The organism is Paenibacillus arenilitoris (assembly GCF_014705655.1).
GTDB lineage: Bacteria > Bacillota > Bacilli > Paenibacillales > Paenibacillaceae > Pristimantibacillus > Pristimantibacillus arenilitoris.
In genome coordinates, this window is the sequence record NZ_JACXIY010000054.1 from 1 (window position 1) to 18,465 (window position 18,465).

General features: G+C 57.4%; 19 protein-coding genes, 1 rRNA gene and 1 riboswitch. All 20 genes read right to left on the reverse strand.

Annotated features, from left to right (window positions below):
* Window positions 1-88: ribosomal RNA gene (locus tag IDH41_RS29080) — 16S ribosomal RNA — on the reverse strand; the annotation flags it as partial.
* A gap of 257 nt (window positions 89-345) precedes the next feature.
* Window positions 346-1,152 (reverse strand): transglutaminase domain-containing protein, encoded by an 807-nt coding sequence (locus IDH41_RS29085; RefSeq protein WP_190867481.1) that lies wholly within the window; start codon window positions 1,150-1,152, stop codon window positions 346-348.
* Window positions 1,153-1,165: 13 nt separating this feature from the next.
* A riboswitch (cyclic di-GMP riboswitch) is annotated at window positions 1,166-1,246 on the reverse strand.
* Between the two features lie 148 nt (window positions 1,247-1,394).
* Window positions 1,395-2,900 carry a lysine--tRNA ligase gene (gene lysS / locus IDH41_RS29090; protein ID WP_190867483.1) on the reverse strand — a complete coding sequence of 502 codons (1,506 nt, stop codon included), beginning with the start codon at window positions 2,898-2,900 and terminating at the stop codon, window positions 1,395-1,397.
* Window positions 2,901-2,979: 79 nt separating this feature from the next.
* Window positions 2,980-3,456 (reverse strand): transcription elongation factor GreA, encoded by a 477-nt coding sequence (greA, locus tag IDH41_RS29095; protein WP_190867485.1) that lies wholly within the window; start codon window positions 3,454-3,456, stop codon window positions 2,980-2,982.
* Between the two features lie 302 nt (window positions 3,457-3,758).
* Window positions 3,759-4,802 carry a tRNA dihydrouridine synthase DusB gene (dusB, locus tag IDH41_RS29100; RefSeq protein ID WP_190867494.1) on the reverse strand — a complete coding sequence of 348 codons (1,044 nt, stop codon included), beginning with the start codon at window positions 4,800-4,802 and terminating at the stop codon, window positions 3,759-3,761.
* Window positions 4,803-4,836: 34 nt separating this feature from the next.
* Window positions 4,837-5,049 carry a helix-turn-helix domain-containing protein gene (locus IDH41_RS29105; RefSeq protein ID WP_190867496.1) on the reverse strand — a complete coding sequence of 71 codons (213 nt, stop codon included), beginning with the start codon at window positions 5,047-5,049 and terminating at the stop codon, window positions 4,837-4,839.
* Entirely contained in the window at window positions 5,001-5,555 is a 555-nt protein-coding gene (folK, locus tag IDH41_RS29110; protein ID WP_190867498.1) for a 2-amino-4-hydroxy-6-hydroxymethyldihydropteridine diphosphokinase, read from the reverse strand. Before folK ends, IDH41_RS29105 begins: the two co-directional genes overlap by 49 nt.
* A complete protein-coding gene (folB, locus tag IDH41_RS29115) occupies window positions 5,533-5,919 on the reverse strand; it encodes a dihydroneopterin aldolase (RefSeq protein WP_190867500.1) in 387 nt (128 codons plus the stop codon). Before folB ends, folK begins: the two co-directional genes overlap by 23 nt.
* Before the next feature lie 47 nt (window positions 5,920-5,966).
* The gene (gene folP / locus IDH41_RS29120) at window positions 5,967-6,815 is read right to left on the reverse strand and encodes a dihydropteroate synthase (protein WP_190867502.1); all 849 of its coding nucleotides are present in this window, start codon (window positions 6,813-6,815) and stop codon (window positions 5,967-5,969) included.
* A 52-nt stretch (window positions 6,816-6,867) separates the two neighbouring features.
* On the reverse strand, window positions 6,868-7,743 hold the full coding sequence (gene pabC, locus IDH41_RS29125) for an aminodeoxychorismate lyase (RefSeq protein WP_190867504.1): 876 nt from the start codon (window positions 7,741-7,743) through the stop codon (window positions 6,868-6,870).
* Entirely contained in the window at window positions 7,740-8,321 is a 582-nt protein-coding gene (gene pabA, locus IDH41_RS29130; RefSeq protein ID WP_190867505.1) for an aminodeoxychorismate/anthranilate synthase component II, read from the reverse strand. The genes pabC and pabA overlap by 4 nt, the downstream gene beginning before the upstream one ends.
* Entirely contained in the window at window positions 8,318-9,922 is a 1,605-nt protein-coding gene (locus tag IDH41_RS29135) for an anthranilate synthase component I family protein (RefSeq protein WP_190867549.1), read from the reverse strand. Before IDH41_RS29135 ends, pabA begins: the two co-directional genes overlap by 4 nt.
* Window positions 9,923-10,036: 114 nt before the next feature.
* Window positions 10,037-10,975, reverse strand: coding sequence for a cysteine synthase A (gene cysK / locus IDH41_RS29140; RefSeq protein WP_190867507.1), 939 nt, complete (start codon window positions 10,973-10,975; stop codon window positions 10,037-10,039).
* Window positions 10,976-11,116: 141 nt separating this feature from the next.
* On the reverse strand, window positions 11,117-12,079 hold the full coding sequence (locus tag IDH41_RS29145) for a peptidylprolyl isomerase (RefSeq protein ID WP_190867508.1): 963 nt from the start codon (window positions 12,077-12,079) through the stop codon (window positions 11,117-11,119).
* A 17-nt stretch (window positions 12,080-12,096) separates the two neighbouring features.
* A complete protein-coding gene (gene hslO / locus IDH41_RS29150; RefSeq protein ID WP_397328763.1) occupies window positions 12,097-12,999 on the reverse strand; it encodes an Hsp33 family molecular chaperone HslO in 903 nt (300 codons plus the stop codon).
* Window positions 12,999-13,772 (reverse strand): type III pantothenate kinase, encoded by a 774-nt coding sequence (locus IDH41_RS29155; RefSeq protein WP_190867512.1) that lies wholly within the window; start codon window positions 13,770-13,772, stop codon window positions 12,999-13,001. The genes hslO and IDH41_RS29155 overlap by 1 nt, the downstream gene beginning before the upstream one ends.
* Window positions 13,769-14,653, reverse strand: a complete 885-nt coding sequence (gene nadC, locus IDH41_RS29160) for a carboxylating nicotinate-nucleotide diphosphorylase (protein ID WP_190867514.1) — start codon at window positions 14,651-14,653, stop codon at window positions 13,769-13,771. Before nadC ends, IDH41_RS29155 begins: the two co-directional genes overlap by 4 nt.
* A complete protein-coding gene (gene nadB / locus IDH41_RS29165) occupies window positions 14,646-16,259 on the reverse strand; it encodes an L-aspartate oxidase (protein ID WP_190867516.1) in 1,614 nt (537 codons plus the stop codon). The genes nadC and nadB overlap by 8 nt, the downstream gene beginning before the upstream one ends.
* Before the next feature lie 39 nt (window positions 16,260-16,298).
* Window positions 16,299-17,237, reverse strand: coding sequence for a quinolinate synthase NadA (gene nadA, locus IDH41_RS29170; protein ID WP_190867518.1), 939 nt, complete (start codon window positions 17,235-17,237; stop codon window positions 16,299-16,301).
* Window positions 17,238-17,502: 265 nt separating this feature from the next.
* On the reverse strand, window positions 17,503-18,465 hold the full coding sequence (locus IDH41_RS29175) for an ABC transporter permease (RefSeq protein ID WP_190867520.1): 963 nt from the start codon (window positions 18,463-18,465) through the stop codon (window positions 17,503-17,505).

Below are 18,465 nucleotides of genomic sequence, written 5' to 3' on the forward strand. Positions count from 1 at the left end.
CAACCCCGAAGGATTAACTCCGCTCGACTTGCATGTATTAGGCACGCCGCCAGCGTTCGTCCTGAGCCAGGATCAAACTCTCCATATTGGTGTTTGATGACTCATTTCTTTGTATCGCTTTTCCATTAATCCATGTGGATTAACGGGGCAGTTTCACTCGTTGTTCAGTTTTCAAAGAACAAGCTTTTCTATCACGTCGGCGCTATGTCTCAGCGGCGACTTTGATAATATATCACGTTTGCCTATTCGATTGCAAGCTTTTTTTTCGATCATAATAAATGGTCGATCGTTCCGCAAAAAAACAAGCCAAACGCCCTAGGGCGCCGGCTTGTCCGGACTCGCTAATCAATATTGTCTATTCGGCGTATATTTCGCTGAATCTTTTATTAACTCGACTTTCTTCTTGCTCTTCTTCAGTCCGGCGTCGACCGTCGTATCAACCGTTATCCACTTCCCGTTCAACCATACCTCATTCCAAGCGTGATAGACTTCCACATAGGCCGACTCCCCCATCACGAGCTTGGTCGGAATGTTTATGCTGCGGAGCATGGCCGCGAACAACGATGCGTAGCCGTAGCAGATCGCTTTCTTGGTTTTGAGCGTATTGTCGATGTTCGGGAGGTAATCGTCTGGCACCTTCGCCGCCAATTGATCGTCATATTTAATATTGGTAATGATATAGTCGTGAATGGCTTTGATCTTCTCGGTATCGGTTTTTAGTCCTTTCGTCAGCTCCTTGGCCTTGACGGCCGCGACGCCGGAGCTTGTCCAAGCAATATTTTGCACCGAGTTCAGAAAAACCTTCTGGTTCTCTTTCATGTTCAGCTTGACGGTTTCTTTCTTAACGACCTTGTACTTCGTGCCCGATACGTGCTCGAGCAAAGAAACCGTGTACTCGCCGTTGCCGAGCTGCAGAGGGAAAAATTCCTCCTTCTTCCCGGCCGTCAAGTTGTATGTATACTTCTCCGAGCCTTTGGCGATCATCAGCTTCGTCTTTACTTTGGCTTTCACGGCGTACTTGACGGAGACGATTCCCTCCGCGAGCCCGGCTTGATTCAGCCATTCCGAGCCGCTCGCGGCAGACGCCGCGCTTACGTTCATGGCAGCGAATAAAAGAAATGCGGATACGACGAGCAAAATAAATTTGCGCACAAATAAAACTCCTTTCGGCGGCCAGGCTGCCATCCATTCGGAAGGCCCTATAGCTTTGCGTCCCTGCCTTTCGACAGGTTTGCCATTATCGTATAAGCTTTATTAGTTCTATCTTACCATAGGAATCTATCATTTCAATACGAAAACCGAAAAATTGCTCAAAATTTGGTAGGTTTTATTCCCCTTCAAAAATAGAAAAACCGCCATGCCTGCAAAGGCCGGGCGGTTATATCCATTTAGCTCTATTCGCTGCGCTGATCTCTCATATGAGGGAACAGCAGCACGTCGCGGATCGACGGCGAGTTGGTCAGCAGCATGACCAGACGGTCGATGCCGATGCCGAGGCCGCCGGTCGGCGGCATGCCGTATTCCAGCGCGCGGATGAAATCGTCGTCCATTTCATGCGCTTCGTCGTTGCCTTGCTCGCGTTCGACGAGCTGCGATTCGAACCGCTCGCGTTGATCGATCGGATCGTTCAGCTCGGTGAAGGCGTTCGCGTGCTCGCGCGCGACGATGAACAGCTCGAACCGGTCCGTGAAGCGAGGGTCGGTCTCGCTCTTCTTCGCAAGCGGCGAAATCGCTACCGGATGGCCGGTTACGAACGTCGGCTGAATGAGCGTATGCTCGCAGAATTGCTCGAAAAACGCATTCACGATATGACCGAACGTCATGTGCGGGTCGACGGCGACCTTATGTTCCTTCGCCAGGCGATGCGCCTCTTCATCGCTCATCTGAACGTTGAAATCGACGCCCGTCGTCTCCTTGACGAGGTCTACCATCGATACGCGGCGCCACTGCGGCGTCAGATCGACTTCGTAGTCCTGGTATTTGATTATCGTCGTGCCTAATACCTCTTGCGCGATATGCGCGATCAGATTCTCGGTTAACGACATGATGTCCTTATAATCGGCATAGGCCTCATACAGCTCGATCATCGTAAACTCCGGATTATGGCGCGTCGAAATGCCTTCGTTCCGGTATACGCGCCCGATTTCGTAGACTTTCTCCAAACCGCCCACGATGAGACGCTTCAAATGAAGCTCGATCGCGATCCGCATGTACAGCTGCATATCCAGCGCGTTGTGGTGCGTGATGAACGGCTTCGCCGCCGCGCCGCCCGCAATGGCGTGAAGCGTCGGCGTTTCGACCTCCAAATAACCGCGGGAGTCCAGGTAACGGCGCATCGATTGAATGATTTTGGAACGGGTGATGAACGTCTGCTGTACGTCCGGATTGACGATCAAGTCCACATAGCGCTGACGGTAGCGAAGCTCGACGTCTTTCAAGCCGTGATATTTGTCGGGCAGCGGAAGCAGCGATTTCGTCAACACTTCGACATCGAGCGCCTTAACCGAAACCTCGCCCGTGTTCGTCTTGAACACGACGCCGCGAACGCCGACGATATCCCCGATGTCGAGCATGTCGAACGCGGCGAATTTGTTCTCTTCGACGGTATCCTTGCGAACGTAGATTTGAATTTTGCCGCTTAAATCCTGAATGTGCGCGAAGCCCGCCTTGCCCATTCCGCGCTTCTGCATGATCCGGCCGGCGATGCTGACCTTGACCCCTTGCGCTTCCAGCTCCTCTTTCGTCTGCTCTTCATAGGCTTGTACAATATCTTTGGCGTTATGAGTGCGTTCGAATTTGCGTCCGAAAGGATCGACGCCCAAAGCCCGAAGCTCATCCAGCTTGTCTCTGCGTATTTGCAGAAGCTCGCTCAGCTCCTGCTCGTTGTTCTCATGTTCCACTTCTTCATCTCCTTGATACGTTCGGGAACGTTCAAAAAGCTTCCGACAAGGAAGCTTTCCGATCCGCACCTAGCAAACCTTATTTTTTGATATCGATAATTTTGTATTGAATAATGCCGACAGGTACGCTGACTTCTACGACCGTTCCTTTTTTCTTGCCCAAAATCGCTTTGCCAACCGGGCTTTCGTTCGAAATCTTGTTCTGCAGCGGATCGGATTCGGCCGTGCCGACGATAGAATATTCCATCGTGTCGCCATACTCCAAATCTTCCACCGTTACGATCGAACCGATGCTTACCGTATCGATATCAATGTCGTCGTTATTTATAATACGCGCGTTGCGCAGCATTTTCTCAAGGGTAATAATGCGGCCTTCGATAAAAGCCTGCTCGTTCTTCGCGTCCTCGTACTCCGAGTTCTCGCTAATATCGCCATATCCGATCGCAATCTTAATACGCTCCGCCACTTCACGACGTTTGACCGACTTCAGGTTCTCTAATTCGTCTTCGAGCTTGCGCAGCCCTTCTTGAGTCAGAATGATTTGCTTATCGTTCATCTTTCCGATTCTCCTGTCGTGTGACTTATTTTCATACCTTGTATGAATTCACTGATACCTAATATATTACGCTTCGTTGCCATCATACCTAAGCTGTTGGAAGCGCGCTCGTGATGTGCGGTTTGATTATATTGCAAGATTATATTGCAAAGGTACCCTGAATGTCAATCAAAGCCAGACGATCCAGTGAAACCGTTTCACTATCTCCTTGTGCAACAGAAGCCGCATGATTGCGGCTTTTGTCTAACGGTGTCGGATTACGCCTGCGACAAGCATGAGCCGCCGCCGATCTATATTCGAAATCAGTGGGCGATCCCCTCGGCTGAGTGCGATTCCCCTTCCGAAGCGGTGCCCGCTGCATGAAATTCCGAGCCTTCTTCAAGCGACCTCACATAGTTCTCCAGAATCGCTACCATCCGGTCCCGTCCCGTCTCTTCCATAATGACGTCCTTCACGCGCGCGCCGCCCGGCAGCCCCTTCAAGTACCATGCCAGATGCTTGCGCATCTCGCGCACGGCAACCGGTTCGCTCTTGAGCGCGATCAACCGGTCCAGGTGCAAAATGGCGACCTCCATCTTCTCGCGCGGGGTCGGATCGCCAAGCAGCTCGCCGTTCGTCAAATATTGGATCGTCCGGTACAGCATCCACGGATTGCCGAGCGCGCCGCGGCCGATCATGACGCCGTCGCAGCCCGTGTGCTCGAGCATGCGCTTCGCGTCCTCCGGGGAAAATACGTCGCCGTTCCCGATGACGGGGATGGATACCGCATCCTTAACATCCTTTATAATGTCCCAATTCGCCTTGCCCGTATACAGCTGCTCGCGGGTACGTCCATGCACGCTGACGGCTTTGCCTCCCGCGCGCTCCACGGCCTGCGCGTTCTCGACCGCATAGATATGCTCATCGTCCCAGCCGATGCGCATCTTCACCGTTACCGGCTTCTGCACGGCGTCCACGACAGACGATACCATCTCGTAAATTTTGTTCGGATCGAGCAGCCAGCGGGCTCCCGCATCGCATTTGGTCACCTTCGGTACCGGACAGCCCATATTGATATCGATTATATCCGCGTTGGTCTGCCGGTCGACGACCTTGGCCGCCTCGACGAGCGACTCCCGGTCGCCCCCGAAAATTTGCAGGCTGAGCGGCTTCTCCCGCTCGTCTACGAACAGCATCTCCATCGTCCGTTTGTTTCCGTGCAAAATCGCCTTGTCGCTTACCATCTCCGCGCAGACAAGGCCTGTTCCGAACTCTTTGGCAATCAATCGAAAAGCCGGGTTGCACACGCCTGCCATCGGCGCCAGCACCACTCTGTTCTTCATCTCGATGTCTCCGATTTTCAGCATGTCGCTCCTAGCTCCTTTTCACTTATTTCTCGAATTATTCGCGATCATCGGACATCAGTTCCTCGTAGCTGATGCCGAGCGTTTTGGCAATATGGCCCAGCAGCTTCGGGTCCGTTCGCCTCGTCCCGCGCTCGAGCGAGCCGAGCACGGCCACCGATACGCCAAGCTCCTTGGCCAGCTCTTGCTGAGTGTAGCCCTTCAGCTTCCGAAAGGCTCTGACGCGCTGCGCCAATTGATTGTTTTCCATAACGTAATGCCTTCCTTTCCATTCCGAAGCGCCGCCTCGGACGCTGCCTCCACCCGCTCCCTCAGCGGATGCGCGGCATCGAGCACGTCATTCAGCGGCACCAGCACGAACGACCGCTCCATCATGCGCGGATGGGGCAGCGTCAGCTCCTCTTGATCCATTCTGACATTATGATATAGGAGGAGATCGAGGTCAATGGTTCTCGGTCCCCAACGTATTTCCCTGACTCGTCCGAGCTGCTGCTCGATGGCCAGAAGCTGCCGAAGCAGCCCGATCGGCTCGAGGGACGTCGTTACCGCAAGCGCCATGTTCAGAAAAGGCGGCTGCTCGGTGTACCCGACCGGATCGGTCTCGTAAATGCCCGATATTCGGCCCACTTCGATAGCGGGGTGCGCGTCGATCAGCGCGATCGCCTTCCGCAGCAGGCGCTCGCGGTCTCCCATGTTGGAGCCGAGAGCGACGTAGGCTTCCGCCCAAGCGCCGTCACGCGGGAATTGATCGTCCATCGGGATCCCGCTTTCTGCGCAGCTCGACCGTGACTCCGTCGAAGTGGATGTCGAACGGCGGATGCGGCTTCGTTACTCGAACCGTCACTTCATTTACCATAGTATAAGCCTCCAATACCCGCGATGCAACGTGGCCCGTCAACGCTTCGATTAATTGAAAAGGAGGCCCTTCCACGATCGCTTTGGCAAACGCGTGAATTTCGGCGTAATTGATCGTGAAGGCGAGATCGTCGGATTGCGCCGCCTTCTCCAGATCCATGAGGAGCTCGATATCGACGAAAAATTGCTGGCCCAGCTTGTTCTCTTCCGGAAACACGCCGTGATAGCCGTAAAATTTCATTCCTTTAATGATCATTCTATCCAATTCGTTCACTCTCCGATCCGTAGATGAGGAATAACGGGTGCCGTCCGTCAGCCTCGGTAGACGATGGCGTCGGTCATCAGCGCGGTGCGCTTCATCGCGCGGACGTCGTGCACGCGCACGATCTGGCAGCCGTGCGCGATCCCGAGGGCGACGGTCGCCGCCGTCCCCTCCGCGAGCTCTTCCACCGGCAGGTTCAGCGTCTGCCGGATGAACCGCTTGCGCGAGGTGCCGAGCAGCACCGGATAGCCGAGCGCCGTCAGGTCCGATAGGCGGCCGAGCAGCTCGAGGTTGTCCTCGTACGTTTTGGCGAAGCCGATGCCGGGATCGAGCCAGATCCGGTCGTCGGCTACGCCGGCCGCGCGGGCGATGGCGACACTGCCTTGCAGGTCGGCGAGCACGTCCGGGACGAGGTCGTTGTAGTCCCGGGCGTGGCGGTTATGGCTGGCGATCACGGGGCAGCCGTATTCGGCCGCGACGGCGGCCATATTGGGGTCTCCCTTGAGGCCCCAGATGTCGTTGATGATATGCGCGCCGGCTTCCAGCGCGCCGCGGGCCGCTTCCGCCTTGTAGGTGTCGATCGAAATCGGCACATGAGGCAGCGCTTCCCGCAAGGCCCGGATGACGGGCACGATGCGCCGAAGCTCTTCCGCAAGCGGTACCGGCTCGAAGCCGGGACGCGTCGATTCGCCGCCGACGTCAATGATGTCGGCCCCTTCCTTCACCATAGCCCGCGCGTGCGCGACCGCGGCGTCCAGCTGCGTATAACGCCCGCCGTCCGAGAAGGAGTCGGGCGTAGCGTTCAATATTCCCATAATTAACGTGCGCTCCCCGAGCTCAAGCTTCACGCCCTCGCCCAGGTCGTACGCGCGCTTCCAGAATTCAGGCTTTCGGTTCATGCCCATTCACCGCCAATTCCTATCGTTGTCGCGGAAAAGTCCCTTCCCGCGCTTACATTCGACCGATTATCGTCGTTTCCTTATAGATCGACAGCAACCGCATCGCGATCGCGCCCGGTTCCGCCCGGCCGACCGGCCGGGTCCGTCCTTCCTCATCCGTCAACGCCTTAACCGGCACAAGCTCTTGAATGGAGTTCGTCAGCCATATTTCGTCGGCCTCCAGAAGCCGGTTCCAGCCGTACAGCCCCTCCCTCGTCTCGTACCCCGCTTCGCGGGCCAGCTCCAGGACCCGGGCGCGCGTAATGCCGGGCAATATGCCGGTCGCGACGGAAGGCGTGTGCACGACGCCCCCCTCGGCAAAAAACAGATTGCTCACGATCCCTTCGGCTACCCAGTCCCCGTCGCGGCTCAGCATCAAGCCTTCCGCGCCCGCGGAGGCGCCGCTCGCAAGCAGCTCCCGCTTCGCTATTATATTGTTCATATAATGTAGCGATTTAAATCGGACATGGCCTTCCGGCGTATTGCGGCGCGTCCGCAGCAGCCGCAGCTCCTTCCCGCCCGCGGGCGGGGGCGGCGGCAGCGGCTTGACGAGCAGCAGCTCGCTTGGCCGGTCATAATCGCCGGCGGGCAAGCCAAGCTCCGCTTCGCCCGCGCTAACCGTCAGGCGTACGTAGCCGTCGTCCAGCCCGTTAACGGAGAGCAGCTCCCGGATCGATGCGGCGAGCCGCTTTTGATCGGCTTCATAGGGAATGCCCAGCTGCCCGCAGCCTTCAAGAAGCCGCTTCAAATGCCGGTCCAATAAATAAGGAATTCCCCCGTACGTGCGGAACGTCTCGAACAAACCGATTCCGTACAAAAAACCGTGATCGTAGACCGAGATCACGGCTTCGCTTGCCTCCATGACGGAGCCGTTCAGCGCGAGCTTCATCGCGCCGAACCCGTCCGGTTCCGCAAGAAATTGCGAAGCATCGTGTGACCGTGCTCCGTTATAATCGATTCGGGGTGGAACTGCACCCCTTCAACGGCATACTCCTTGTGCCGCAAGCCCATAATCTCGCCTTCTTCGGTCTCGGCCGTCACCTCGAGGCAGTCCGGCAGCGTCTCGCGGCGGACGATCAGCGAGTGGTAGCGCGTCGCGGTGAACGGGGACGGCATTCCCGCGAACACCGATTTGCCGGTATGGCGGATTTCCGACGTTTTGCCGTGCATCAGCCGCTCGGCCCGCACCACTTCGCCGCCGAACGCTTGTCCGATCGATTGGTGCCCGAGGCATACGCCGAAGATCGGGATTTTCCCTTTAAAATGCTCGATGAGCGAAAGGCTGATTCCCGCTTCGTTCGGCGAGCAAGGGCCGGGCGAAATGAGAATATGATCCGGCGCGAGCGCTTCAATGCCCGCCAAATCGATCTCGTCATTGCGCTTGACGATAATCTCTTCCCCAAGCTCTCCCAAATATTGCACCAGGTTATACGTGAAAGAATCATAATTGTCGATTACGAGTATCATCTTGGCGCTCCTCCTTCGTCGCTTTCCGCTATCCGTTCGCCCGACGCGAACCGTTCGCTGTATTGAATGGCCTTCCACAACGCCTTGGCTTTGTTCAAGGACTCCTTGTATTCCCGCTCCGGATCGGAATCGATTACGATGCCCGCTCCCGCTTGAATGTGCACGACGCCGTCCCGGACGGCCATCGTTCGAATAATAATATTAAATTCCATATCGCCGCTATAGTCAATCCACCCGAGCGAGCCCGTGTAAGCGCCTCTGCGCACCGGCTCCAGCTCCTCGATGATCTCCATCGTGCGGATTTTCGGCGCTCCCGTAATCGTACCGCCGGGGAACGTCGCCGCAATGACGTCGTAAGCATCCTTGCCGCCCGCCAGCCTCCCCTCCACCTGGGACACGAGATGCATGACGTGGGAGTACTGCTCGATGACCATAAGCTCCTCTACCTTCACCGTACCGTAAGCCGATATGCGCCCAAGGTCGTTCCGCTCCAAATCGACGAGCATAATATGCTCGGCCCGCTCCTTCTCGTTCGTGCGGAGCTCCTCGGCGAGGCGCCGGTCCTCCTCCTCCGTCCGCCCGCGCCGCCGCGTTCCCGCGATCGGGCGCGTCGCAAGCTTGTCCCCGGAGAGCTCGACGAGCAGCTCCGGCGAGGCCGATACGAGCTGGAAGTCGGGACAGCGCAGGAAGCCCATATACGGCGACGGATTGAACAGCCTCAGCCATTCGTACAGCTCCTCCGGCGGCGTTGCGGTCGCCCGGCTCTGCCGGACCGACAGGTTGACCTGGAACACGTCGCCGTCTCCGATATAGCGCCGAATGCGCTTCACCGCTTCCATGTAAGCTTCCTTCGCGAACGGCGACGTCAGCCCCGTCATCGCCTCCACGTCGATTTGCAGGCGGTCGCCTTCCGTCAGGCGCAGACGCTCCGCCCTAAGCGCTTCCGCGCGCTCCCGCGCCTCTCCGGCTTCGAACCAGGTAAGCCAATAGTCGCTCATCCCTTCGACCCTCGACAGCGCGCGCTCGTAGGCATCCCGCAGTTCGTCTTCGCCAGCTTCGGGTTCGATTCGCGCGTGAACGACGCAATAGACAAGCATCTGCTCATGATCGATGATCCACAGCTCGTTCATGCGGAGAAAAAGATAATCCGGCAAACCCGTATCGTCGATTGCGAGCTCGGGCAGCCGCTCGATCGACCGCACGACGTCGTAGCTCCAAAACCCGGCGCAGCCGCCCAGCCACTTGGGCCCCTCCTGAAGCCTTGGCCCGCAATGCCCGCTCATCCACTCGCGAACGACCTCCAGCGGCTTCCCTTCCCACTTCCGCTTCTTCTGCTCTTCGGGCGAGGGGAACTCGACCGATTCCGCCTTCATCCCTTTTCCCTTAATCACGCCGTCGGGATGCAAGCCCAAATACGTATACCGGCCGTCCTTGCCGCTCTCCAATACGAACGCGTAAGGAGATGCGTCCTGCCATACCTCTTCCCAGGACGTTACGACTGCCCGTCCGCCCATAGACAACGGCAGCGGCTTCAGAAGAGGCAGCGTCGTATACTTCCTCTCGGCGTGCCACCGAATCCACTGCTCCAGCGCGGTGACCATCACCTTCAAACCCCCGATCGCTTCACTTATTTTGCTAAGTATACAAAATAGAAAGGCAAAAAGAAAGCCTTCCACTCCGAGGAATGAAAGGCTTTCCGGCGTGAAGCCGCCGTATTAGTTTTCAAAGTTGAACAGCGGCGTGGACAGGTAGCGTTCGCCGTTGCTTGGCACGACCGCCACGACGCGCTTTCCGGCACCCAGCTCCTTGGCGACTTTCAGAGCCGCAAAAATAGCCGCGCCGGAAGAAATGCCGCAAAGGATGCCTTCTTCCTTGGCCGCGCGACGAGCGTATTCGAACGCTTCTTCGTTCTCGACCGTAATGACGCCGTCGTAAATGTCGCGGTTCAGGATATCAGGCACGAAGTTCGCGCCGATGCCTTGGATTTTGTGCGGGCCCGGCTTGCCGCCCGACAGAATCGGGGAAGCGGAGGGCTCTACCGCGTAGATCTTAATGCCTTCGAAGTTCTTCTTCAGCACTTCGCCCGCGCCGGAGATCGTACCGCCCGTGCCGATGCCGGCAATGAACGCGTCCAGCTTGCCGTCCAGCGAGTTAATCGCTTCCACGATCTCGGGACCGGTCGTCTCGCGATGGATTTTCACGTTCGCTTGGTTCTTGAATTGCTGTGGCAGGAAATAAGTCGGATTCTCGGCGGCAAGCTCTTCCGCCTTGCGAACCGCGCCGTTCATGCCTTCCGATCCAGGCGTCAGCACAAGCTCGGCGCCGTAAGCGCGAAGCAGGTTGCGGCGCTCCATGCTCATCGTTTCCGGCATAACCAGAATCGCTTTGTAGCCTTTGGCAGCCGCGACAAGCGCCAGACCGATACCCGTGTTCCCGCTCGTAGGCTCGATAATTGTATCGCCAGGCTTCAGGCGTCCTTCTTGCTCGGCTACCTCGATCATGCTGATCGCGATCCGGTCCTTCACGCTCGCGCCAGGGTTCTGGTATTCAAGCTTGACGTAAATCTCGGCGCTGCCCTCGGGTACGAGACGATTCAGACGAACGAGTGGAGTATCTCCGATAAGTTCGGTAATGCTTTGTACAATTTTAGCCATGGAAATGAATGCCTCCTTATTATTCCGACTAATTCAGTTGGTTTTTCATTAATTCCATCTTATCAATGTACCGCATCCATTGTCAATAGCGACTTTCCTCCAAAACCGAAATAAGTCCCGAACCGGCATACTCGATCCGGTTCAATCCGTTTTCCCGGCCTCGTATTTCGCCAGCAGCTTATCCTCCAGCTCGTTCAACGAATCGGCGCGTTCCAGCGCCAGCTGCTTCCGTACGGCTTCCTTCAGCCTCGGCCCTGTCAATCCTTCGGTCGTTTGCCGCTCGACGAGCCGGATGATGGCGAAGCCGTCCTCGACCTTGATCGGCCCGGCCATCTCCGCGATTTGCAGCCGGCTCGCCGTATCGAGCATCTCCGCGTCGTAGAAAGGATCGTCAGCGTCGATCAGTCCCAAATCGCCGCCCGATTCCGCCGTGAACGCATCGATCGAGTAAGTTCGCGCGAGCAGGGCGAAATCCTCGCCGCCTGCGAGCGAGTCCAATATTGCGTCGGCGTCCCGTTCGCTCTCGAGCAGGATCCATTGCAAATGAAGCCGCTCCTTCGCCGCGTACTCCCCGGGATGCTCCTCGATATACATGTCAACTTCGTCATCGGTGACATTGACGCTTCTAACGGCGATTTTCTCGAGCAGCAGCTTATACTTCACGTCTTCAAGCAGCTGATCCTTGGTCATGCCGAGCTGCTCCCTCATTCCCTCGAGGAAGCGCTCTTCGCTCTCGTAGCCCTCCATCATGCTCTGCAGCTCGCGGTCCAGCTCCTCGGGCAATACGTCAACCCCGCTGGCCGCCGCCTCCAAATCGATGGCCTTATGAACCATCAACGTCCGCAACACCGTATCGCCGTGCAGCTTGTACAGCTCATCCCTCAGCTCGCCTGCCGTGATCGTATCCGATCCGACCCGGGCAACGGCATCCTTATCCGATCCAGGCGCCAGGCCGGGCTCCCCGGACGCGGCGGGCTCTTCTTCCCCCGCATGCGAAGGAAGGCGTTCGGCCGGCCACACTTTGACGACGACGACGACAGCCAAAATAACCATGCATACGGCTTGCAATATGACTACAGCCTTCAGCACCTCGTTCTTCCTCATTGCCCCGACGCCTCCGGTTATTGGACAGGCTTCTTTGCTTGAGCCAGCAGCAGCTCCAGCTGCTCCCGGTTAAAGGTATGCACGTCATTGCTGAATTGGCATACGACTTCCGCTTTTCCGTCTTCCTCGATGATCGCTTTCAGTTCGTCCTCGCCAAGGCTGATGAGCGTCTGCTCGATACGCTCGCGGGAGCTTCCGCTCTTGCGGGACAAATGCATCGTATCGAGAATTTGCAAATCATCGTCCCCGACGATCCAGCGCAAAATGCCCTCCGGCGTTTCTCCTTGATCCAGGAGCGCCGTTACCGGCGGAAGCGATGCGATCGCCTGCTCGAGCCTTCCGATCTCCGCGTCCGTAAGGCCCGGCAGCAATTGCACGATAAATCCGCCCGCATGCAGCACGGAATTATCCGTGTCGACCAGCACGCCCAGCCCTACGGCCGACGGCGTCTGCTCCGACACCGCAAAATAATAGGTGAAGTCCTCGCCGAGCTCCCCCGAAATGATCGGAACGCTGCCGCGGTATGGCTCCTTCAATCCCAAATCCTTCGTAATATGGATATGGCCGCTCTTGCCGACGGCGCCGGCCACGTCCAGCTTGCCCTGCGCATTGCTCGGCAGATGCGTCTCCGGATTATCGACGTAGCCCCGAACCTCGCCGTTCGCATTGGCGTCGACGACGATCTGGCCGAGCGGCCCGTCGCCCTTTACCTGAATCATAATCTTCTCGTCGCCCTTGAGCATCGCGCCCATGATGACGCCCGCCGTCAACGTACGGCCAAGCGCCGCGGTCGCGGTCGGATACGTGCCGTGCCGCTGCCGGTGATCGTCGACAAGCTGGGTCGTACGGGCCGCGAAGACGCGGATTTTGCCGTCCCATGCCGTTCCCCGCACGAGCACGTCCTTCGGCTGCTCTTCCATCATAATCCCTCCTGATTGCGTTCATATATAATTCGCAGGCCTTCAAGGGTCAGAAGCGGATCAACCTCTTCTATCGTTTCCGATTCGGCGGAAATCAACTCCGCCAAGCCGCCGGTCGCGATGACGCGCGGCGTCACCCCGAACTCCGACCGAATCCGTCTGACAATACCATCAACCTGCCCCGCATAGCCAAAAATAATACCCGCCTGCATCGAAGTGACCGGATTGCGGCCGATGACGCTCTTCGGCTTCATCAGCTCGATGCGCGGCAGCTTCGCCGCCCGCTGGTACAGCGCTTCGGTGGAAATGCCGATGCCCGGCACGATCGCGCCGCCCAAATAATTGCCGCCTTCGTCTATGTAATCGAATGTCGTCGCCGTCCCGAAATCGACGACGATCAGCGGCGTACCGTACTTGACGATTCCGGCAACGGAATTGACGATCCGGTCGGCGCCCACCTCGCGCGGATTTTCGTAGCGGATATTGAGCCCCGTCTTCACGCCCGGCCCGACGACGAGCGGCGTCTTGCGCAAATATTTGAGACAAAGCTGCTCCAGCGTGCGCATAAGCGGCGGTACCACCGACGAGATGATGACGCCGTCCATTTGATCCAGCTTCACGCCCGCGTAATGGAACAAATTGTGAATGTTCATGCCGTACTCGTCCACGGTCGCGGAACGGTTCGTGCTGAGCCGCCAATGATGAAGCAGCTCCTTTCCTTTGTATATCCCTAATACGATGTTCGTATTTCCGACGTCGATGACGAGGATCACAACGAATCGCCGCCCTTCTTCTCATTCAAGTCGAGGCTGATGTCAAGCGCGTTGAAGGAATAGGTCAGTCCGCCGACGGAGATGACGTCGACGCCGCAAGCCGCGATTACGCGAACCGTCTCCAACGTAACGCCGCCCGACGCCTCCACGACGACATGCGGCGCAGTCTGCTTAATGCGCGCCACCGCATCCTTCATCATCGCGGCCGGCATATTGTCGAGCATGATGATATCCGCGCCGCATGCGATCGCCTCTTCCACCTGGACAAGCGACTCCGTCTCCACCTCGATCTTCATCGTATGCGGGATTTTGCGGCGGGCCGACTCGACGGCTTCCCGTATGCCGCCTGCGCCTTTAATATGATTGTCCTTGATCATCACCGCGTCGTACAGGCCGAACCGATGATTGGCCCCGCCGCCTACGCGTACCGCGTATTTCTCGAGCAGCCGGTGTCCTGGCGTCGTTTTGCGCGTATCGACGAGCCGCGCAGGCAGTCCATCGAGCGCATTCACGAAAGCGCGCGTCTTCGTCGCGATGCCGGACAGCCGCTGCATCAAATTAAGCGCCAAGCGCTCGCCGATCAGCAGACTGTGCGTGCTTCCTTCCACGATCGCGATAACCGTGCCCTTCTCGACCGGATCGCCGTCTTGCACCTTCGCTTCGAAGGCAAGAGAAGGATCGACCACGTCAAAAACGAGCCGCGCGATCGGCAGACCCGCGATAATGCCGCTTTCCTTCACATGGATGACCGCCTTCGAACGCGATACCCTCGGAATCGTCGTCTCGGTCGTTACGTCGCCGCTTCCTATGTCCTCGGCAAGCCAGCCGCGAATTTGCTCGCGCACGGCCGCGTCATAACCGCCTGCAGTCCACTCATACATCTTCTATCCGCTCCTCCGTCAGTCCATGCAGCCGGTGCAGCACCGAATGCCTTCTCCACATCAAATCGTCGCGCGCCGGAAAATCCTCCCGGTAATGCGCTCCGCGGCTTTCCTCCCGCCGCAGCGCCGCTTCCGAGGTCAACAAGGCGCAAGTGAGCAAATTCGCGAATTCGTATTCCTCGCGCTCGGTCAAGATCGACTGGTAGATCGGAAGCTGCCGCTTCAGCTCCTCCAGACCCTTCGCCAGACCCTTCGCGTCGCGGCGAAGACCGGCGTAGCGCACCATGATCTTCTGCAGCTTCAGCCTTCTCTCCACGACCGCCTGAATCGGCGCCGTCATGCGTTCGCTTTCAAATTGAAGGCTCGGTTCGACATCAAGCGGCGGCAAGTCATTGATCCGCTTCACGATTCTACGGCCGAACACGATCGCTTCGGACAGCGAGTTGCTCGCGAGGCGATTGGCGCCGTGAACGCCTGTCGAAGACACTTCGCCGCAAGCGAACAGACGCTTAATGTTCGTCTCGCCGTTAAGGTCGGTCTTAACCCCGCCCATCATATAGTGCATCGCAGGCGCGACCGGAATCCAGTCCGACGTCAAATCGAGGCCGTACCTCAAGCAGTATTCGTATATAGTAGGAAAACGATGCTTCACCATCTCCGCGGACTCGTGCGTAATATCGATATAGACGAATGTCGACTTCGTCTCCTCCATCTCGCTGACGATCGCCCTTGCCACCACGTCGCGCGGCGCAAGCTCCAGCTGCTCATGATACCGCTCCATGAAGCGCTCTCCTTTGATATTGCGCAGCACGGCCCCTTCGCCGCGAACTGCCTCGGATATTAGGAAGCGAGGGGCGCCGGGGTAGCACAAGGCGGTCGGATGAAACTGAACGAACTCTACGTCCCGAATGTACGCCCCCGCCCGGTAGGCCATCGCGATTCCGTCTCCGGTCGCGACATCGGGGTTCGTCGTATACCGGTACAGCTGGCCCGCGCCGCCCGAGCACAGAATCGTCGCCTTGCCCTTCACGAACAGGCGCTGGCCGCCGGGCTTCTGAACGATGGCGCCGCAGCATTCGCCGTCCTGCGTGACGAGGTCGATGACGAAATGGTCGTCCCATACTTCGATCTTCGGGTTGGCGACCGCGTTCTCCGACAAAGCCCGAACGATCTCGAAGCCGGTCGCGTCCCCGTTCGCGTGCAAAATGCGCCGCTGGCTGTGAGCGCCTTCCTTCGTCAGCGCGAACTCGCCGTTCTCGAGGTCGAACTGCGTGCCCATCTGAATTAAGCTGCGAACGCCCTTCGGCCCTTCGTGGACGAGCACCTCGACCGCTTCGTTCGAGCATAAGCCCGCGCCCGCGATCAACGTATCCTGCCTATGGTAGGCGGGCGAGTCCTCGTCGGAGATGACGGCGGCGATGCCGCCCTGCGCGTAGCGCGTATTGCTGTCGAGCAGCGATTTCTTCGTAATCATTAGCACGGAATTATGCTCGCTCGCCCGTATAGCGGTAAAAAGACCGGCAATGCCGGCCCCGATCACGATCACGTCTTTTTCAATAACCGGCAGCCCGTCCAGCTGCACGTCGACCAAATATCTGGGAATCATCGCGGTCCCTCCATTATTATACATAGGAAGCAGCGCATGCTACTTCACGAGTAGCATGCGCTCCAACGACTTGCGGGCTTGATCCGCGACATGGGGCGGCACGTAAATTTGAGGCTGCATCGTCTCCAGGCATTTGACGAGCTTCTTCAAATTGTTGACCTTCATGTTCGGGCAAACCAAATATTTGGACGCGAAATGGAAGGTTTTGTCCGGGCTGTCCAATCTTAGCTGATAGCCGGTGCCATCCTCGGTTCCGACGATGAACTCCTTGCAATCCGATTCTTTGCAGTATTTAATGATGGCGGTCGTGCTGCCGACGAAATCGCCCAGCTCGACGACTTCCGGACGGCATTCGGGGTGGACGACGAATTGCGCGTTCGGGTACTTCGCTTTCATTTCCTCTACGTCTTTGACGGTCAGCATGTCGTGGGTGTTGCAGTAGCCTTCCCAAATAATCATTTTTTTATCGGTATGCTGCTGCACGTAATGGCCCAGGTTTTTGTCCGGCACCCAGATGACCTCGTCGCCTTCGACCGAATTGACGACCTTGACCGCATTCGCCGACGTGCAGCAAATGTCGGTTTCCGCCTTGATTTCCGCGGACGAGTTAATGTACGTCACGACCGTGGCGTTCGGATGCTGCGCCTTCAGCTTGCGCAAGCCGTCGACGTTCACCATGTCGGCCATCGGACAGCCCGCTCGCTCGTCGGGAATAATCACCGTTTTATTGGGAGCCAGAATCTTCGCGCTCTCGCCCATGAAATGAACGCCGCAAAAAACGATGACATCCGCGTCCGTCTGCGCGGCTTTCTGCGCGAGCAGGAAGGAATCCCCCCGGAAATCGGCAACCTCTTGAATCTCGTCGCGTTGGTAATAATGCGCTAGAATGATTGCGTTACGCTCTTTCTTCAACTGCATTAGCCGTTCCCGCAGCTCGCGGTTCTGCTCCGCCTTGCGTTCCAGTGCCAGTGCTTCCACCGTAGATCCTCTCCTCTTATGAGGGATGGGCATTAGGACCCATTCCGTAATGGGGCAAGCTCACTTTGTGAATTGATGCACAAACTTAGAAAGTCGCTTGCCTATAGTTTAAACCAAAAGGCATAAATTCATTTGATTAAGATTTAATTTACACGTGGTAGATGCTACTGTCAATGTATTAAAGGCCTTTTTGCAGAAGCAATTTCAAAATTATGCAAAAGGCTTCGTTCCGATTAAGAACGAAGCCTGAGTGCCGATCATGGAATTAACGTTTGCCGGGGTCGTAGGGCTGGCCGAGTGCGGCCGGCGCATTCGAGCGTCCCACCGCGCCCGCGAGCACGATAAGCGTCAGCACGTACGGCAGCATGTAATAAAATTCCACCGGAATTTGCTTCGAGAACTCGAACAGCTGGGCGAAATTCCGCAGCGCTTGCGCGAGGCCGAAGAACAAGGCGGCGCCGACGACGCCAAGCGGGTTCCACTTGCCGAAGATGAGCGCAGCAAGCGCGATGAAGCCTTGACCGGAAATCGTATTGTGCGCGAAGCTGCTCGTCGTCGTGAGCGTGATCGTCGCGCCGCCGAGCCCCGCAAGCGCGCCGCTGAGCAAAACGCCGATGTAACGGTATTTCGTCACGTTGATCCCGACCGTATCCGCCGAGCTCGGATGCTCGCCGACCGCGCGGAGGCGAAGGCCGAACGGCGTACGGAACAAGACAAAGTAGCTGATGAACGCAAGCGCGAGCACGATGTAGGTCGTCGGATAAGCCGTGAAGAACGCTCTGCCTAGCAGAGGAATATCCTTCAGCACCGGGATCGCCCATTTCTCGAACACGTTATCGAGCTGAGGCGTTTGCCCGGAGCCCTCATACAAGCTTTTCGTTAAATAAATGGCCAAGCCCAGTGCAAAAATGTTGATTACGACGCCGACGACCGTTTGGTCCGCGCGGAACGTAATTGTCGATACCGCGTGAAGGAGCGCCATCAAGACGCCGAATATCGCGGCGGCCAGAAAGCCGACCCAAGGCGCGGAAGCGGATAAGCCCGCTTGGCTTGCGTAATCCGTAATGACGGCGGCAGCGAAAGCGCCCGAGACCATCAACCCTTCAAGCCCGATGTTTACGACGCCGGAGCGCTCCGAGTACATGCCGCCGAGCGCGGTAAAAATCAGCGCGGTCGAGAATACGAGCGTGACGTTAATCAGCTGTCCGATAGTATCCAGTACGTTCAT